Genomic DNA, 14160 nt, shown 5'->3' with positions numbered 1-14160 from the left:
GCCATGCGCGCGGGCCAGATCGACGCCATCAGCAACCTCGACCCGGTCATCACCCTGCTGCAGCGCTCGGGCGACCTGAAGATCGTCTCGGACACGCGCATCGTGAGCGAGGCCGAGAAGGTGTTCGGCGGCCCTATGCCCGCGGCCTGCCTGTACTGCCCGCAGCCCTTCATCGACAAGAACCCGAACACCGTGCAGGCCATGGCCAACGCCATCGTGCGCGCCAACAAGTGGATCCAGAAGGCCGGCGCGGGCGACATCATCAAGGTGGTGCCCGAGAGCTACCTGCTCGGCGACCGCGCGGTCTACATCGACGGCTTCCTGGCCGCGCAGAAGGCGCTGTCGCCCGACGGCCTGTTCCCCACCAAGGGCCCCGAGACCGCCTTCCGGGCCCTGGGCAGCGTGGACGCCGCCATCGCCAAGGCCAAGCTCGACCTGAGCGCGGTCTACACCAACAGCTTCGCGCAGAAGGCCAACGCCAAGTACCCGAAAGGCTGAGATGTCGGCACCAGCGATCGAACTGCAGGGCGTCGCCTGCACCTTCATCAGCAAGGACGCCCCAGGCCAGCGCTACACCGCCGTCGACCAGGTGGACCTGCGGGTCGGCGCGGGCGAGTTCGTGAGCGTGGTGGGCCCCACCGGCTGCGGCAAGAGCACGCTGCTCAACGTCGCGGCCGGCCTGCTGGAGCCGAGCAAGGGCAGCGCGCGCATCTTCGGCGAGCCGCTCAAGGGCATCAATTCGCGCGCGGGCTACATGTTCCAGGCCGAAAGCCTGATGCCCTGGCGCACCGCGCTCGAGAACGTGATGGCCGGCCTGCAGTTCCGCGGCGTGGGCGCCGCCCAAGCGCGTGAACAGGCCGACGGCTGGCTGCGCCGCGTCGGCCTGGGCGGCTTCGGCGACCGCTACCCGCACCAGATGAGCGGCGGCATGCGCAAGCGCGCCAGCCTGGCGCAGACCCTGGTGCTCGACCCCGACATCATCCTCATGGACGAGCCCTTTTCGGCCCTGGACATCCAGACGCGCCAGCTGATGGAGAACGAGGTCCTGCAGCTGTGGTCGGGCGACGAGCGCCGGGCCGCACCCAGCTCGGCGCGCGCCCCCTCGGGGGAGCAGCGCGAAGCGCCAGGGGGCCATGCCCGCAAGGCGGTGCTTTTCATCACCCACGACCTGGACGAAGCCATCGCCATGAGCGACCGCGTGGTGGTGATGTCGGCCGGCCCCGCCAGCCGCCCCATCGGCGACTTCACCATCGACATGCCGCGCCCGCGCGACGTGGCCGAGGTCAAGACCACGCCGCGCTTCCTCGAACTGCACGCCGCCATCTGGGCCGTGCTGCGCGACGAGGTGCTCAAGGGCTACCAGCAACAACTGCGCAAGGCCGCCTGAGCGCGGCCCTTCACCGCCCCGTCATCGCATGTGGAAGTTCATCAAGCCCCGTCCGGGCAACCTCACCCTGTGGCAGCTGGCGCTGCTGGTGCTCATCTTCGTGTTCTGGCACGTGATGACCACGCCCGGCCTGGTGCCGACCTTCATGTTCGACAACGACCGCCAGGCCGCGTTCTTCTTCGGCGAGCCGCTGAAGATATTCGCCCGCATCTGGGCCTGGTTCGTCGGCGACGCCGACATCTACGTGCACCTGTGGATCACGCTGGCCGAGACGCTGATGGCCTTCGGCATCGGCGCCGTCACGGGGCTGGCGGGCGGGCTGTGGCTGGCGCTGTCGCCCATGGCCTCGGCCATCCTGGAGCCCTACATCAAGGCGCTCAATTCCATGCCGCGCATCATCCTGGCGCCCATCTTCGCGGTCTGGTTCGGCCTGGGCATGGGCTCCAAGGTGGCGCTGGGCGTCACGCTGGTGTTCTTCATCGTCTTCTTCAACGTCTACCAGGGCGTGAGGGAGGTGAGCCCGGTGGTGCTGGCCAACGCGCGCATGCTGGGCGCCAGCCAGAAGCAGCTGCTGCGCCACGTCTACCTGCCCAGTGCCACGAGCTGGGTGTTCAGTTCCCTGCACACCAGCGTGGGCCTGGCCTTCGTGGGCGCGGTGGTGGGCGAGTACCTGGGCTCCTCGCAGGGCGTGGGCTACCTCATCCTGCAGGCCGAGGGCCAGTTCGACATCAACACGGTGATGGCGGGCATCCTGGTGCTCACCGCCTTCGCGCTGGTGCTGGACGCGATGGTGGGGCGCATCGAGAAGCGGTTGATGAAGTGGCAGCCCAAGGCCGGGGAAACGGAGAAGCTGTAAGCGTCCGGCCCGCGGCCGGAACGCGGTGGGTGGCGCGGCCTCAGTCGGGTCTTCGCAGCACCTGGCCTGGGCGCGCCCCGGTGGCCTGACCGTCCGCGTACACCTTGCGCCCGTTGACGAACACCGACCGGATGCCACGCGCCGGGGTCGCCGGCGCATCGAAGCTGGCGGTGTCGATGATGTCGTCGGCGCTGAACAGAACCATGTCGGCAAACGCTCCTTCGCGGATCTCGCCACGGTCCACCAGCCCGAAATGCCGGGCGGACATGCCCGTCATCTTGTGCACGGCGGTCTCCAGCGGGAACAGTTTCAGGTCGCGCGAGTAGTGTCCCAGCACGCGGGGGAAGGTCCCCCACAGGCGCGGATGCGGGTGGGTGTCGCTCGGCAAGCCATCCGAGCCGATCATGCTGCGCGGGTGCTTGAGGATGGTCTGCACGTCGGCCTCGTCCATCATGAAGTAGATGCCCCCCGCGGGTTGAAGACGGTCGGCCATGGCCTTCATGCTTAGGCCGCGCTCCGCCGCGAGTTCGGCGAGGTCACGTCCCGCCGCCGTGGGCTCGGCCTGTGACCAGCTGATACGGATGCGGCTCGCGTCGGAAAACTTCTCGACGTCGAGCACGCTCGACGCGGCGTCGTAGGGGTACACGTCCAGCCCCGTGGGGTGCCGGGCGTTCGCCTCGTCGATGAGCGCCAGCGTTTCTGGCGCGCGGCCAAAGTTGCGCGTGCCGCAGCATTTGTGGTGCGACACGACCACCGGAACGCCCGTCTCGCGGCCGATGCGGAAGGTCTCTCGCAGCGACTCGTCGATGTGGTCCGCTTCGTTGCGCATGTGGGTGGTGTAGAGCGCGCGCGGCCGACCCCGCATGGCTTCGGTGATCGCGATCACCTCTTCCGTGCTGGATGCATCGGCCGTCCGGTAGAACAGGCCGGTCGACAGGCCGATCGCGCCCGCATCCAGGCTGGCGTCGAGCAGGCGGCGCATGGCGGAGATTTCGTCCGGCGTGGCCGGGCGGCGCAGATCGCTCATGGTGGCCACACGCAAGGTCGAGTGCCCCACCTGGGCCGCGACGTTCACCGCCGCGGGTTCGGCCGACAGGTAGGCCAGGTAGTCGGCAAAACGCGCGAAGAAGGCGCGCGGATCGCCGCTGAGCAGGTCCAGCGGCGGCGGCGGCCGCTGCTCCAGCGACAAGGGGGCCAGGCTCACCCCGCAATTGCCGGTGACCACCGTGGTCACGCCTTGGCTGATCTTGCATAGGTGGATCGGGTCGTCGATCACCACGCGATCGTCGTGCGTGTGCACGTCGATGAAACCCGGGGCGAGCACCTGGCCCTTGGCGTCGATCTCCACCGCTGCGCGTGCCTCGATACGGTCCGCCACCTGCACGATGCGGTCGCCGCACACGGCGACGTCGGCGACGCGTGCGGGGGCGCCGGTGCCATCGATCACCGTCGCCTGGCGAATCACCAGATCGGGCACCGTCGAGGCCTCAACCATGTGTCGTCTCCTTGTTGGTGAACATGCCCACCAGGAAGCTGGTGGCCTCGACGAAATGCCGGTCCAGCCCCCTGAGCGCACGGGCCTCATCGCGGCTGGCGATGCCCTCCATCACGTCCTCGTGCTGGCGGCGAAAGCCCTCGGCCGACAGATGCGGCCCGCCGGCGTGCGCCATGTACAGCAGCATCTTGTGTTCGATCAGCGCGAAGTGCCGCGACAGCAGGCTGTGGTGCGCCATGGCCACGATCTGCTGGTGCATGGCGAGGTCCAGGTGGTACGCCAGGCCGACGTCCTGGTTGGCGGCGGCGGCCAGGGCGCGCTCGTACCGCGCTCGCAACTCGGCGACTTCGGCATCGGAGGCGTGCACGATCGCCTGCCGCACGGCGAGCTGCTCGAGTGACTCACGGATGGTTTCCAGTTCCTCGGCCCCGCGCACCGTCACCGGCATCACGATGGTGCCGCGAAAGCTCTCCTGTTCCAGGAGTCCTTCCTGGATCAAGGTCTGCAGGGCCGCGCGCACCGTGCTGCGGCTCAGGTTCAGTCCCTCGGCCACCTTGGTCTCCACCACACGCTCCCCCGGCATGAACAGGCCGTTGAGGATGGACCGCACGATGGCCTGCTTCGCTTGATGCTGCAGGCTGTCGCGGCTCACGGGGGCCAGGTCGGACAGGGGGCTTGCGTCCATTTCAAAGCTCACGGTTTCTCCTTTGGCGCGGCCTTTTCATGGCCACCGCGCGGGCGGATTATGCCCAAGGGAACGACCTTTTGTCGACAGTTAACATGCAACAGTTGACAGTTAACATTTGTGACACATACGATGGCGCCGCATTCCACCCCTCCCCACACCACCACAGAGGTACCCATGAGAACTTTTCCCGGTCTGAGGCGCGATGCCTTGAAAGTGGCGGCCGTCGCCTGCGCACTGGGCCTGGCCGGCCCCGTCTGGGCGGCGAAGCACGTGATCAAGGTCTCGCACGCGGTCACCGTGAACCACCCGGGACACAAGGCCATGCTCAAGTTCAAGGAGAAGGTGGAGGCCGACTCGAAAGGGCAGATCGAGGTACGCATCTTTCATTCCAGTCAGCTCGCCGGCCAGCGCGAAGGCGTCGAAGGTCTGCAGGCCGGGTCGATCGAAATCACCCTGACGCCCAACGGCATTGCGGCCGCCTTCGACCCGACTTTTGCCCTGCTCGACATCCCGTTCCAGTTCGACAGCGCGGCGCACGCGCGCAAGTTCCTGGACAACGGCGGAGAGAAGATGCTGTTCGCCAACCTTGGCAAGGTGGGCCTGGTGGGCCTCGCGGCCTGGGAACAGGGCTTTCGCAACCTGGCCACGGTGAAGGCCCCGGCCATGAAGGCCGCCGACATGCAGGGCCTGAAGCTGCGCACCATGGAAGCGCCGCTGCATATCACGGCCTGGAAGGCCGTGGGCGCCAACCCCACGCCCATCGGCTGGGCCCAGGTCTACACCTCGCTGCAGCAAGGAATCATCGACGGCGTCGAGAACCCCAGCTACATCTTCTCGCAGACCCCGGTGCACGAGCAGCTCAAGTTCCTCACGCTCACCAAGCACATCTACGACCCGATCCTGGTGCTGGGCTCCAAGGCATTTTTCGACAAGCTGCCCGCCGATCTGCGAACCCTGGTATTCCACTCGCTGAGTTCGCTCACGCCGCAGGAGCGCCAGTACGTCGACGAAGACGTCACCAAGGCAGAAACCAAGGATCTGCCGGGCTTCGGCGTGAAAGTCATGGACATGCCGGCCGCCAATATGGCCGAACTGGCCAAGGCCTCGCAGCCGCCTGTGATCAAGGACGTGGAACGCCGCGTGGGCGCCCCCGCACTGCAGGCCTGGCAGTCCGCCGTCAACGCCGCTCGCTGAAGGCACTGAGCCATGGCTCGTCTGGCCAGTCTCTATCGCGGCACCGTCGGCATCGCCACCCTGGTGGTGGCCGGCCTTCTGATCGCTCAGGTGTTCTTCCGCTACGTGCTGGGCAGTTCGCTCGCATGGGGTGAAGAGGTTTCCACCTTCCTGATGATCTGGGCAGGCCTGCTGGGTGCGGCGACGCTGGCGGCGCAAGACCGCTACATCGCCTTCTCCGCCATCAAGGACAGCCGACGCCCCTGGCTGCGCAAGGCCAGCCGCACGCTGGCCTCGCTGGCGGCCATCGGCTTCGCGCTGCTCCTCGTGACCAACGGGGCGCGGGTGTCTTTCCTCGCAGAGTTTTCGCCCAGATCGTCCGCGGCCGAAATCCCGCTGAACTGGGTGTATGCGGTGTTTCCAATCGCCGGGCTCATCGTCATCGGCGGTGCCCTGCTGCGTCTCCTGCACATCTGGCGAGGTCGCGATGAATGAAGCCATGGCGCTCCTGCTGCTGGTCGGCGGCGTGCTGCTGCTGGTGGGCGCCCCCATCTGGGCCACCATCGGGCTCGCCTCGGCGAGCTACATCTGGGTGCAGGGATTCCCCACCAACCTGATCGTGCAGCGCATGTTCAACAACATGGACTCGTTCCTGTTGTTGGCCGTGCCCATGTTCATGCTGGCCGGTGAGGTCATGAACACCTCCGGCCTGACGGCGCGCCTGCTCGATCTGGCGCACGTGCTGTTGCGCCGCCTGCGCGCGGGTCTGGCCATGGCCAACCTGGGCACCAACATGATGATGGCGGGCATCTCGGGTTCGGCCCTGGCGGACGCCTCCGCCCTGACGGCGCTGATGAAGCCCAAGATGGTCGAGCAAGGCTACCGCGCATCCTTCGTGGCGGCGCTCACCGCGGCCGGCTCCATCGTGGCGCCCATCATTCCGCCCAGCATCACCTTCATCCTGTTCTCGGTGCTGGCCGACGTGTCGGTGATCGACCTCTTCATGGCGGGCATCTTGCCGGGCGTGGTGATCGTCGTCTTCCAGATGTTCACGGTCAACATGCTGTCGCGACGCGGGCGCATCCCCGCTCGCGACGCCGCGCCGGCCCTGAAGACCGGCATCGCGCTCCGGCGGGCGATTCCGGTGCTGATCCTGCCGATCATCATCGTGGGCGGCATCCGCGGCGGCGTCTTCACGCCCATCGAAGGCGCCGCGGTGGCCCTGGCCTACGCGCTGGCCCTGGCCGTGCTCATGCGCCGCATCCGCGTCGACCAGCTGTTGCACCTTTCCTGGGACGTGGCCAAAGGCATGGGCGAGATCCTGCTGATGATCGGATCGGCCAGCCTGTTGGCCTGGGTCATCGTGGCCGAGCAGATCCCCGCGGGCGTGGCCTCGGCGATGCTGAGCTTGACCTCCGATCCGCTGATGTTGCTGATCATCATCAACGTGCTGCTCCTGCTCGTGGGCATGGTCCTCGACAACTTCGCCGCGATGGTGATCTTCGTGCCCATCCTGATGCCGGTCGTGCAGCAGTACGGCATCGACCCGGTGCACTTCGGCGTGATCGTCAACGTCAACCTCATGATCGGCTCCATCACGCCGCCCGTGGGCCTGTCGCTGTTCGTCACCAGCCGCGTCGCCGGTGTGTCCTTCGAGAGTTCGGTGAAAGAAATCCTGCCCTTCATCGCCGCCTCTTTGCTCGCACTCGGTGTCATCACCTACGTGCCGGCCCTGTCCCTGGCCATCCCCGGCCTGCTCAAGTAGTCCCCTGGAGACACCGTGCTTCCCACCCGTTCCCACCCATCCACCAAACCCGTCCATGTCGAGGAAAAAAGCAATGCCATGGCGGAGCGCATGCCCGACATCCCGAACCCGGACCCGGCGCGCTACTCCGCCGGCGAATGGCAAACGCGCGTCGATCTGGCGGCGGCCTACCGCCTCATCGCCACGCTCAACATGGACGATGCCATCTTCACGCACATCTCGGTGCGCATCCCCGACACCGAAGTGCCCACCTTCCTCATCAACCCCTACGGCATGATGTTCGAGGAGGTCACCGCCACGTCGCTCGTCAAGATCGACGTCAATGGCCACAAGATCTGCGACTCTCCCTGGCCGGTGAACCCCGCGGGCTTCGACATCCACAGTGCCGTGCACACGCGCAGCCCCAATGCGCACTGCGTGATCCACACGCACTCCCTGGCCGGCATGACGGTGGCCTCCATGCCCGAGGGCCTGCTGCCGCTCAACCAGATGTCGCTGCACTTCTACAAGCGCATCGGCCGCTACTCGTACGACACCATCCACTTTCCCGAGCACGAGAAGGACCGGCTGGTGGCCTGCATCGCCGACCATCCCGCGCTGATCATGGAGTCGCACGGCATGATGACCTGCGGCCCCACCGTGGCCGACGCCTTCTTCTACATGTACTACCTCGAGAAGGCCTGCCGCATTCAGGTGCAGGTATTGGCCGGCGCACGCCCTCACATTCCCATGCGCGACGAGGTGGCCGAGGAAGGCCGAGCGCTGTTCGAAGACCGCCACGAACAAAAACGCTTCATGTGGGCCGCCTTCGTGCGCAAACTCCACCGCGACGCACCCGACTTCGCCCGCTGATGGCCGCCTCCGCTGAACACCTCTCCGATGCCGCCGCCCGCATCGATCCAACCCTTCTGACCCGGCTGCGTGAGCGCGAGCCGCTGCTGTGGGTGAACCCCCATGCCGAGTCCATGGCCGCCGGTGTCGACGCGCTGGACGCCGGCTTCGACATGGCATCCGCGGCCTCACGCTTCAAACGCTTTCGCGGCCTCATGCGCGCGCTGTTCCCGGCGCTGGAGCCGCTCGAGGGCCGCGTGGAGTCCGAGTTGCTGCCGCTGCCGCGCTTTTCCGCTCTGCTCGGGGGGCAAGGCACCTGGTTCCTCAAAGGCGATCACGCACTGCCGGTGGCGGGCTCGGTCAAGGCGCGAGGGGGCTTTCACGAGGTGCTGGCGCACGCTGAACGCCTGGCAACCGCACACGGCCTGCTGCAGCCGGGGCAAGACCCGATCGTGCTGCAACAGCCCGCGGCGCGCGCCTTCTTCTCGCGGCACACCATCTCGGTGGGCAGCACGGGCAACCTGGGCCTGGGCATCGGACTCATCGCCGCCGGCCTGGGCTTTCAGGCCGAAGTGCACATGTCCGCCGACGCCAAGGAATGGAAGAAGCGGCGCCTGCGCGACCGGGGCATCCGCGTCGTCGAACACGCGGGCGACTTCGCCGATGCACTGGAGGGCGGCCGTCAGCGCGCCGCCACGGACCCGAGCGTGCACTTCGTGGACGACGAGCGCTCGGCCGACCTCTTCCTGGGATATGCGGTCGCCGCACAGGAACTCGCGCGACAGCTCGACGCGATCGGCCGCACGCCCCGTCGCGAGCGACCGCTGTTCGTGCACCTGCCCTGCGGCGTGGGCGGTTCACCTGGCGGCATCACCTACGGTCTCAAAGCCTTGTTCGGCGACGCGGTACACACCTTCTTCGCGGAGCCGGTGGCCGCGCCCTGCATGCTGGTGCAACTGAGCGCCAGTGGCCAGGGCCCGCTCTCGGTCTACGACATCGGTCTGGACAACAGGACCGATGCCGATGGCCTGGCCGTGGCGCAGGCCTCGCACCTGGTGGCGCCGATGATGAAGCGCCGGCTCGGCGGTGTGTTCACGGTGCGCGACGACGACCTGCTGCGCGACGTGTGCCGCCTCCAGCGCACGGAAGGTGTGCTGCTTGAACCGTCGGCCATCGCGGCAGCGCGCGGCCCCTTGTTCCTCGCGCAGTCCGAGGCTGGTCGCGCCTATCTGGACGCCCACGGCCTGCGATCCGATGACCCGAATGCCACCCACGTCATCTGGGCAACGGGGGGCTCACTCGTGCCGGCAGAAGAGCATGCGCGATACCAGGCGAAGGGCGCCGCACTGCTTGGCAGCGGATGAACCCGGGGCGGGCTGGCGGGCGGCCGTAAGCGCTCGCTTACCCGCGCTTGGCCAGAAACCACGCCACCAGCGCATTGGCGTGTCCATGGCCCAGTCCGTGGTCGGCCTCCAACAGCGCCACCAGCGCCATGTGCTTGAGCGGGCCGGCCTGGCGCAGCACGCCCATCCAATGCTCAATCGGCTGACCGTACTTTTTCTCGATGGAAGGAAAGTAGGACGCGGGGCCCTGGGGTTTGTCGTTCGAGGCCATGGAGGTCTTCCTTCGCGCGGGCGTGGACAAAACGCCGTGGCGACCCGCGCGCCCGGCCACCACCGAACATGACGACGGCCATGGGACCCTGGAATCGACAGCGGTCCTGAAAAAAACGAGCGTTGCACGGCCTGTCGCGACCATCGCCCCGCGAGCGCGCCGGTTTGGACGAGACAATGCGCCCCATGCAGACCGCGAAGGACAACGAGGCGCCCGTGCGACGGCCACTGCCACCGCTGGCGGCGGTGCTGGCCTACCGCTGGCGGCCGCGCGGCTGGCTGGTGTCCGAGCCGCGCCGGCAAACCTTCGCCTGGTCGGTCTCGCTGCTGGTGCACGCGCTGGTCCTGAGCCTGACCTTCGGCGACGGCCTGGACCTGCCGGGGCTGGAGCTGCCGTGGAAGGAGCGGCGTACCGAGGTGCCGGAACTGCGAGCGCGCCTGTCACCGCCACCAGCGCCCGCCGCCGAAGCGGCGCCGCCCGCCAGCGTGTCTGCGCCTCGCCCCACCCCGCCGGCGCCCCCGAGCGCCGGGGCCTTGACGGTGCTCGACCACGCCGCGCTGCAGGCCCGACGGCAGGAGGCCCAGCGACAGGAAGCCTTGCGGCAGGAGGCCGCGCGCCGGGAAGCCCAGCGCGCGGAAGCGGCGCGCCAGTTGGCCGAGCGGCGAGCGGCCGAGCGCCGGGCCGCGGCCCAGGCGGCGGCGGCCCAACGCGAGGCGGCCCGGCAGGCCAGGGCACGCGAACTGGCGGCCCAGCAGGCCGCAGCGCGCGAGGCGGCGGCCAGGGAAGTGGCGGCCAGGGCGGCGGCCGAACAGGCCGACACCGCCCGGCAAACCGCCGAACGCGAGGCGGCCGCCCGACAGGACGCGGCGCGGGTCGCGGCCGACCCACAGGAGGCGGCCCGGCAAGCCGCCGCGCGCCAGCAGGCCGAGAGCGAGCTGGCGGCACGCGAAGCCACCGCGGCCCGCGAAGCGGCCGAACAGGTGGCGGCGCAGCGCGCCGAGATGGAGCGCCTGGAAGTCGAACGTCAGGCCGCCCTGCGGCAGGCGAGCGCCCGCGCCGAGGCCGAGCGCGTGGAAGCGGCGCGGCAGGCCACCGCGCGGGACGCTCAGCAACAGCAGCAGCAACAGGAAGTCGAGCGACAGGAAGCGCTCCGCCGGGAGGCCGCGCAGCGGGCGGCCGAACAGGCGCAGCAGGCCGAACGCGAGGCCACCGCTCGGGAGGAGACGGCTAGGCAGGAAATCGCTCGCCAGGAAGCGGCCCGCCAAGAGAGCGCCCGCCAGCAAGCCGCGCGGGCGGAGGCTGCACGGGCAGAAGCCGAACGGCTGGCCACCGAACAGCTGGCCCGCGAGCGCTTGGAAGCACAGCGCCAGGCCGAGCAAGCGGCGCAACGGCTGGAAGCGGAGCAACAAGCCGCCGCACAGCGCGAAGCCGCTCGGCAGGCGGCCGAGCGGGCCGAGGCCGAACGCCTCGCGGCGGAACAGCAGGCGGCCGAGGCCGCACGACAGGCCGCTCAGCGCGACGCGGCTGCGAGGCAGGAAGCGCAGCGAGCAGCCGAGGCCGAAGCCGCTCAACGCGCGGCCGAGCGCCGGGCCAACGAACTGGCGGCCGCGCAACAGGCCGCAGCTCAAGCTCAAGCTCAAGCTCAAGCTCAAGCTCAAGCTCAAGCTCAGGCTCAGGCAGAGGCGGCAAGGCTAGAGGCCGAAGGCCAGGCGGCTGCTCGCGCCGCGGCGGCGGCCGCAGCGGAGGCACAAGCCACCGCCCAGGCAGAAGTCGCCCGACTGCAAGGCGAGCGCGAGGCCGCCGCCAGGACCGAGGCCGCGCGCCTGCAGGCCGAACGGCAGGCCGAGGACGAGGCCCGCGAGGAGAGACGCCGCGCCATCGGTCGCCAGCTCAACGAAGAGGCCGACCGCCGCGCGGCCGCCGAGGCCGAGGCACAGCGCAACCCGTCCGCCAGCGGCCTGCGCCGCGTCCGACTCTTCGGGCGCTACGACCCCAACCGCGACCTGGTCCTCTACGCCGAGGCCTGGGCCAAGCGCATCGAGATGAACATGCCGGTGGAACTGGTGCGCGAGGCGGCCCGGCAGCGCTACACCGACCCGGTGGTGACCGTCGCCATCCGCAGCGACGGCACGATCGAATCGGTCACGCTGGTGCGCACCAGCGGCGTGGCCACCATCGACGAGGCCATTCCGCGCCTGGTGCACGGCATGGCGCACACCGCCTTCCCGCCGGCCATGGCCCGCCAGTACGACGTGATCGAGATCCGCCGCAGCTGGCACTTCGACGTCGCCGTGCGCCTGTACTGAGGCGCGCCGCCGCCTCAGGCGCGGCCAGCGTCGAACACCGGGTCGACCTCGACCTGCAGGGCCGTGGCCAGGTGGTTGGTCTTGGCGGCCAGGCCAACGATGGCCATCAGCTCCGCGTGCTGGGCGTCCGTCATGCCCTTGGCGCGCGCCGCCGCCGTGTGCGAGTGCACGCAGTAGCCGCAGCCATTGGCGACGGAGACCGCGATGTAGACCAGTTCCTTGGTCAGCGGGTCCAGCTGCGAGGGCGTGGCCATCAGCCGCTTCACCTCGGCCCAGGTGCCCTCCAGCAGCGCGGGGTCGAAGGCCAGGGCGCGCCACAGGTTGTTGACGAAGTCGGTCTTGCGCGTGGCGCGGATGTCGTCGAAGACGGCCTTCACGCGCGGATCGGCTTCGGGCTCGGCCAAGGGGCGAACGGTGGTCATGATGCAGGTAACTCCTTCATGGACACGGTCTTTCGGACTGCGCACACTAGCGGCTTTTCACCCGCCCAGGAGCCCGGCATGTCCCTACGCATCAACGACACCGCACCGAACTTCAGCGCCCAGACCACGCAAGGCGTCATCGACTTTCACAGCTGGATCGGCGACCAGTGGGCCATCCTCTTCTCGCACCCCAAGGACTTCACCCCCGTCTGCACCACCGAGCTGGGCTACATGGCCCGCATCGAACCCGAGTTCACGAAGCGCAACACCAAGCTCATCGGTCTGTCGGTGGACCCGGTGGACAGCCACGGCAAGTGGGTCACCGACATCGAGGAAACGCAGGGCGCCACGGTCAAGTACCCCATGATCGGCGACGTCGACCTGAAGGTGGCCAAGCTCTACAACATGCTGCCGGCCGAAGAACCCGGCAGCGCCGAAGGCCGCACCGCCGCCACCAACGCCACCGTGCGCTCGGTCTTCATCATCGGGCCCGACAAGAAAATCAAGCTCATGATGACCTACCCCATGACCACGGGCCGCAACTTCGACGAGATCCTGCGCGCGCTCGATTCGATTCAGCTCACCGCGAGGCACAAGGTGGCGACCCCCGCGAACTGGACGCAGGGGCAGGACGTGATCATCGCGGGCTCGGTGAGCGATGCGGACGCCAAGACCCTGTTCCCCGATGGCTGGAAGGCGCTCAAGCCCTACCTGCGCATCGTCAAGCAGCCGCGCTGAGCGGGGCGCCTCAGGGCTGGTAGCAGGCGCCCGTGGCGTCGTGGTGGATGGCGATGAGGTCGCCACCGGCGCTGCCCCAGACGTTGCCGCCGGTGAAGATCAGGCAGCCCTCGCCTTTGTAGAGCGCTTGCAGGCGGCGCGCGTCGTTGCCGAAATAGAACGGAATCCAGCGCTTGCCCGATTCGTAGGAATGCGAACGGTCGGGCGCACGGTCCATCAGGGTCTGCACCTCGTCCATGCCCATGCCGATCTGGAGCCGGGCGAAGCGGCTGCCGGGCCGGGCCTTGCCGGTGACCTCGCCCTGGAAGGAGCCGTCCCGCGAGGTGGCGCTCTGAGTGCCGTCGGCGGCGGGCGCGGTGGACGGGGCGGATGGGCGCGTCGAGGGGGATGAGCAGGCGCCCAAGACGGTGAGGGCGGCGATCAGGATGAGTCGATGGAGGCGCATGGGCGGCAGCGGCGGGTGGTGAACGGCCCGCCAGTGTGCACAGCGCGACGGGGGCATACCCCCTGTCGTTCTCTACGCGGGACCGCTCTGTCCCGCCGCGGGCGGCTCCGTCAGCGTGAGCAGGATGTCCGCGTACCAGGCGCAGTTCAGGCCCAGGGATTCGTCGAGCGCCTGGTCGCGGTTGCCCATGTCCAGGCGCGAGGAGTGCACGCCCAGCAGCCGCCAGGGCAGCACACCGGTCGCGGGCACGGGGTCGCGCATGACCACCGGTGCGCCACTGATGCCACGGTGCGCGCGCCCGTCGGTGAGAAAGGTGCCCTGCCCCTGGAAGCGGATGCCGAAGGGCGAGGCGATGGCGGCGCGGCGCAGCACCGGGAGCTGGTGCACCTCGTCGTGAAAGCCCAGCGGAAAACCCGCGATGAACAGCGTGGCGTCCACGG

15 protein-coding genes and 1 pseudogene are annotated in these 14160 nt (G+C 68.7%); 10 read left to right on the top strand and 6 right to left on the bottom strand.

Features of this window, described 5'->3' with window-relative positions; translation table 11 throughout:
- The 3 genes from BGO22_RS12400 to BGO22_RS12390 form a co-directional block, all read left to right on the top strand.
- Positions 1-498 (top strand): ABC transporter substrate-binding protein (locus BGO22_RS12400; RefSeq protein ID WP_286851069.1); only part of this gene is annotated, 498 nt, incomplete at its 5' end.
- 1 nt (position 499) lies between these two features.
- The gene (locus tag BGO22_RS12395) at positions 500-1387 is read left to right on the top strand and encodes an ABC transporter ATP-binding protein (protein ID WP_286851067.1); all 888 of its coding nucleotides are present in this window, start codon (positions 500-502) and stop codon (positions 1385-1387) included.
- Between the two features lie 28 nt (positions 1388-1415).
- Positions 1416-2243 carry an ABC transporter permease gene (locus tag BGO22_RS12390; RefSeq protein WP_286851065.1) on the top strand — a complete coding sequence of 276 codons (828 nt, stop codon included), beginning with the start codon at positions 1416-1418 and terminating at the stop codon, positions 2241-2243.
- 40 nt (positions 2244-2283) lie between these two features.
- Here BGO22_RS12390 and BGO22_RS12385 read toward each other — a convergent pair whose 3' ends face one another.
- Entirely contained in the window at positions 2284-3738 is a 1455-nt protein-coding gene (locus tag BGO22_RS12385) for an N-acyl-D-amino-acid deacylase family protein (RefSeq protein ID WP_286851063.1), read from the bottom strand.
- Positions 3731-4423, bottom strand: a complete 693-nt coding sequence (locus tag BGO22_RS12380) for a GntR family transcriptional regulator (RefSeq protein ID WP_070400853.1) — start codon at positions 4421-4423, stop codon at positions 3731-3733. Before BGO22_RS12380 ends, BGO22_RS12385 begins: the two co-directional genes overlap by 8 nt.
- Before the next feature lie 177 nt (positions 4424-4600).
- Here BGO22_RS12380 and BGO22_RS12375 point away from each other — a divergent pair, with 177 nt between their 5' ends.
- The 5 genes from BGO22_RS12375 (at position 4601) to dsdA (ending at position 9559) form a co-directional block, all read left to right on the top strand.
- Positions 4601-5620 carry a TRAP transporter substrate-binding protein gene (locus BGO22_RS12375; protein WP_175442890.1) on the top strand — a complete coding sequence of 340 codons (1020 nt, stop codon included), beginning with the start codon at positions 4601-4603 and terminating at the stop codon, positions 5618-5620.
- A gap of 12 nt (positions 5621-5632) precedes the next feature.
- Positions 5633-6094 carry a TRAP transporter small permease gene (locus tag BGO22_RS12370; protein ID WP_286851060.1) on the top strand — a complete coding sequence of 154 codons (462 nt, stop codon included), beginning with the start codon at positions 5633-5635 and terminating at the stop codon, positions 6092-6094.
- Positions 6087-7364 carry a TRAP transporter large permease gene (locus BGO22_RS12365; RefSeq protein WP_286851058.1) on the top strand — a complete coding sequence of 426 codons (1278 nt, stop codon included), beginning with the start codon at positions 6087-6089 and terminating at the stop codon, positions 7362-7364. Before BGO22_RS12370 ends, BGO22_RS12365 begins: the two co-directional genes overlap by 8 nt.
- Before the next feature lie 90 nt (positions 7365-7454).
- Positions 7455-8216: a class II aldolase/adducin family protein gene (locus tag BGO22_RS12360; RefSeq protein ID WP_286851057.1), complete on the top strand. Its 762-nt coding sequence runs from the start codon at positions 7455-7457 to the stop codon at positions 8214-8216.
- Positions 8216-9559, top strand: coding sequence for a D-serine ammonia-lyase (gene dsdA, locus BGO22_RS12355; protein ID WP_286851055.1), 1344 nt, complete (start codon positions 8216-8218; stop codon positions 9557-9559). Before BGO22_RS12360 ends, dsdA begins: the two co-directional genes overlap by 1 nt.
- 37 nt (positions 9560-9596) lie before the next feature.
- On the opposite strand, the gene BGO22_RS12350 is transcribed toward dsdA, so the two are convergent.
- The gene (locus tag BGO22_RS12350) at positions 9597-9809 is read right to left on the bottom strand and encodes a DUF4287 domain-containing protein (protein WP_286851053.1); all 213 of its coding nucleotides are present in this window, start codon (positions 9807-9809) and stop codon (positions 9597-9599) included.
- Between the two features lie 185 nt (positions 9810-9994).
- Here BGO22_RS12350 and BGO22_RS12345 point away from each other — a divergent pair, with 185 nt between their 5' ends.
- Entirely contained in the window at positions 9995-12115 is a 2121-nt protein-coding gene (locus BGO22_RS12345) for a TonB C-terminal domain-containing protein (RefSeq protein WP_286851052.1), read from the top strand.
- A 14-nt stretch (positions 12116-12129) separates the two neighbouring features.
- On the opposite strand, the gene BGO22_RS12340 is transcribed toward BGO22_RS12345, so the two are convergent.
- Positions 12130-12537: a carboxymuconolactone decarboxylase family protein gene (locus BGO22_RS12340; protein WP_116959968.1), complete on the bottom strand. Its 408-nt coding sequence runs from the start codon at positions 12535-12537 to the stop codon at positions 12130-12132.
- A gap of 78 nt (positions 12538-12615) precedes the next feature.
- Between BGO22_RS12340 and BGO22_RS12335 the strand changes: the two genes are divergently transcribed.
- Complete coding sequence (locus BGO22_RS12335; protein WP_070400862.1) at positions 12616-13275, top strand: peroxiredoxin; 660 nt, start codon at positions 12616-12618, stop codon at positions 13273-13275.
- 10 nt (positions 13276-13285) lie between these two features.
- On the opposite strand, the gene BGO22_RS12330 is transcribed toward BGO22_RS12335, so the two are convergent.
- Together BGO22_RS12330 and BGO22_RS12325 are read right to left on the bottom strand one after the other, a co-directional pair.
- Positions 13286-13720, bottom strand: coding sequence for a hypothetical protein (locus tag BGO22_RS12330; protein ID WP_070400863.1), 435 nt, complete (start codon positions 13718-13720; stop codon positions 13286-13288).
- 72 nt (positions 13721-13792) lie between these two features.
- A pseudogene (locus BGO22_RS12325) lies at positions 13793-14160 on the bottom strand (serine protease); the annotation flags it as partial.

Origin of the sequence: Hydrogenophaga sp. 70-12, assembly GCF_001897365.1 — a bacterium.
Classification (GTDB): Bacteria; Pseudomonadota; Gammaproteobacteria; order Burkholderiales; family Burkholderiaceae_C; genus Hydrogenophaga; species Hydrogenophaga borbori.
This window is presented reverse-complemented; position numbering and strand designations above follow the sequence as displayed.

Bases quoted from the DNA above. Each gene is read 5' to 3' on its own strand.
- BGO22_RS12395 (WP_286851067.1), top strand. From the start codon at position 500: ATGTCGGCACCAGCGATCGAACTGCAGGGCGTCGCCTGCACCTTCATC.
- BGO22_RS12390 (WP_286851065.1), top strand. From the start codon at position 1,416: ATGTGGAAGTTCATCAAGCCCCGTCCGGGCAACCTCACCCTGTGGCAG.
- BGO22_RS12385 (WP_286851063.1), bottom strand. From the start codon at position 3,738: ATGGTTGAGGCCTCGACGGTGCCCGATCTGGTGATTCGCCAGGCGACG.
- BGO22_RS12380 (WP_070400853.1), bottom strand. From the start codon at position 4,423: ATGGACGCAAGCCCCCTGTCCGACCTGGCCCCCGTGAGCCGCGACAGC.
- BGO22_RS12375 (WP_175442890.1), top strand. From the start codon at position 4,601: ATGAGAACTTTTCCCGGTCTGAGGCGCGATGCCTTGAAAGTGGCGGCC.
- BGO22_RS12370 (WP_286851060.1), top strand. From the start codon at position 5,633: ATGGCTCGTCTGGCCAGTCTCTATCGCGGCACCGTCGGCATCGCCACC.
- BGO22_RS12365 (WP_286851058.1), top strand. From the start codon at position 6,087: ATGAATGAAGCCATGGCGCTCCTGCTGCTGGTCGGCGGCGTGCTGCTG.
- BGO22_RS12360 (WP_286851057.1), top strand. From the start codon at position 7,455: ATGCCCGACATCCCGAACCCGGACCCGGCGCGCTACTCCGCCGGCGAA.
- dsdA (WP_286851055.1), top strand. From the start codon at position 8,216: ATGGCCGCCTCCGCTGAACACCTCTCCGATGCCGCCGCCCGCATCGAT.
- BGO22_RS12350 (WP_286851053.1), bottom strand. From the start codon at position 9,809: ATGGCCTCGAACGACAAACCCCAGGGCCCCGCGTCCTACTTTCCTTCC.
- BGO22_RS12345 (WP_286851052.1), top strand. From the start codon at position 9,995: ATGCAGACCGCGAAGGACAACGAGGCGCCCGTGCGACGGCCACTGCCA.
- BGO22_RS12340 (WP_116959968.1), bottom strand. From the start codon at position 12,537: ATGACCACCGTTCGCCCCTTGGCCGAGCCCGAAGCCGATCCGCGCGTG.
- BGO22_RS12335 (WP_070400862.1), top strand. From the start codon at position 12,616: ATGTCCCTACGCATCAACGACACCGCACCGAACTTCAGCGCCCAGACC.
- BGO22_RS12330 (WP_070400863.1), bottom strand. From the start codon at position 13,720: ATGCGCCTCCATCGACTCATCCTGATCGCCGCCCTCACCGTCTTGGGC.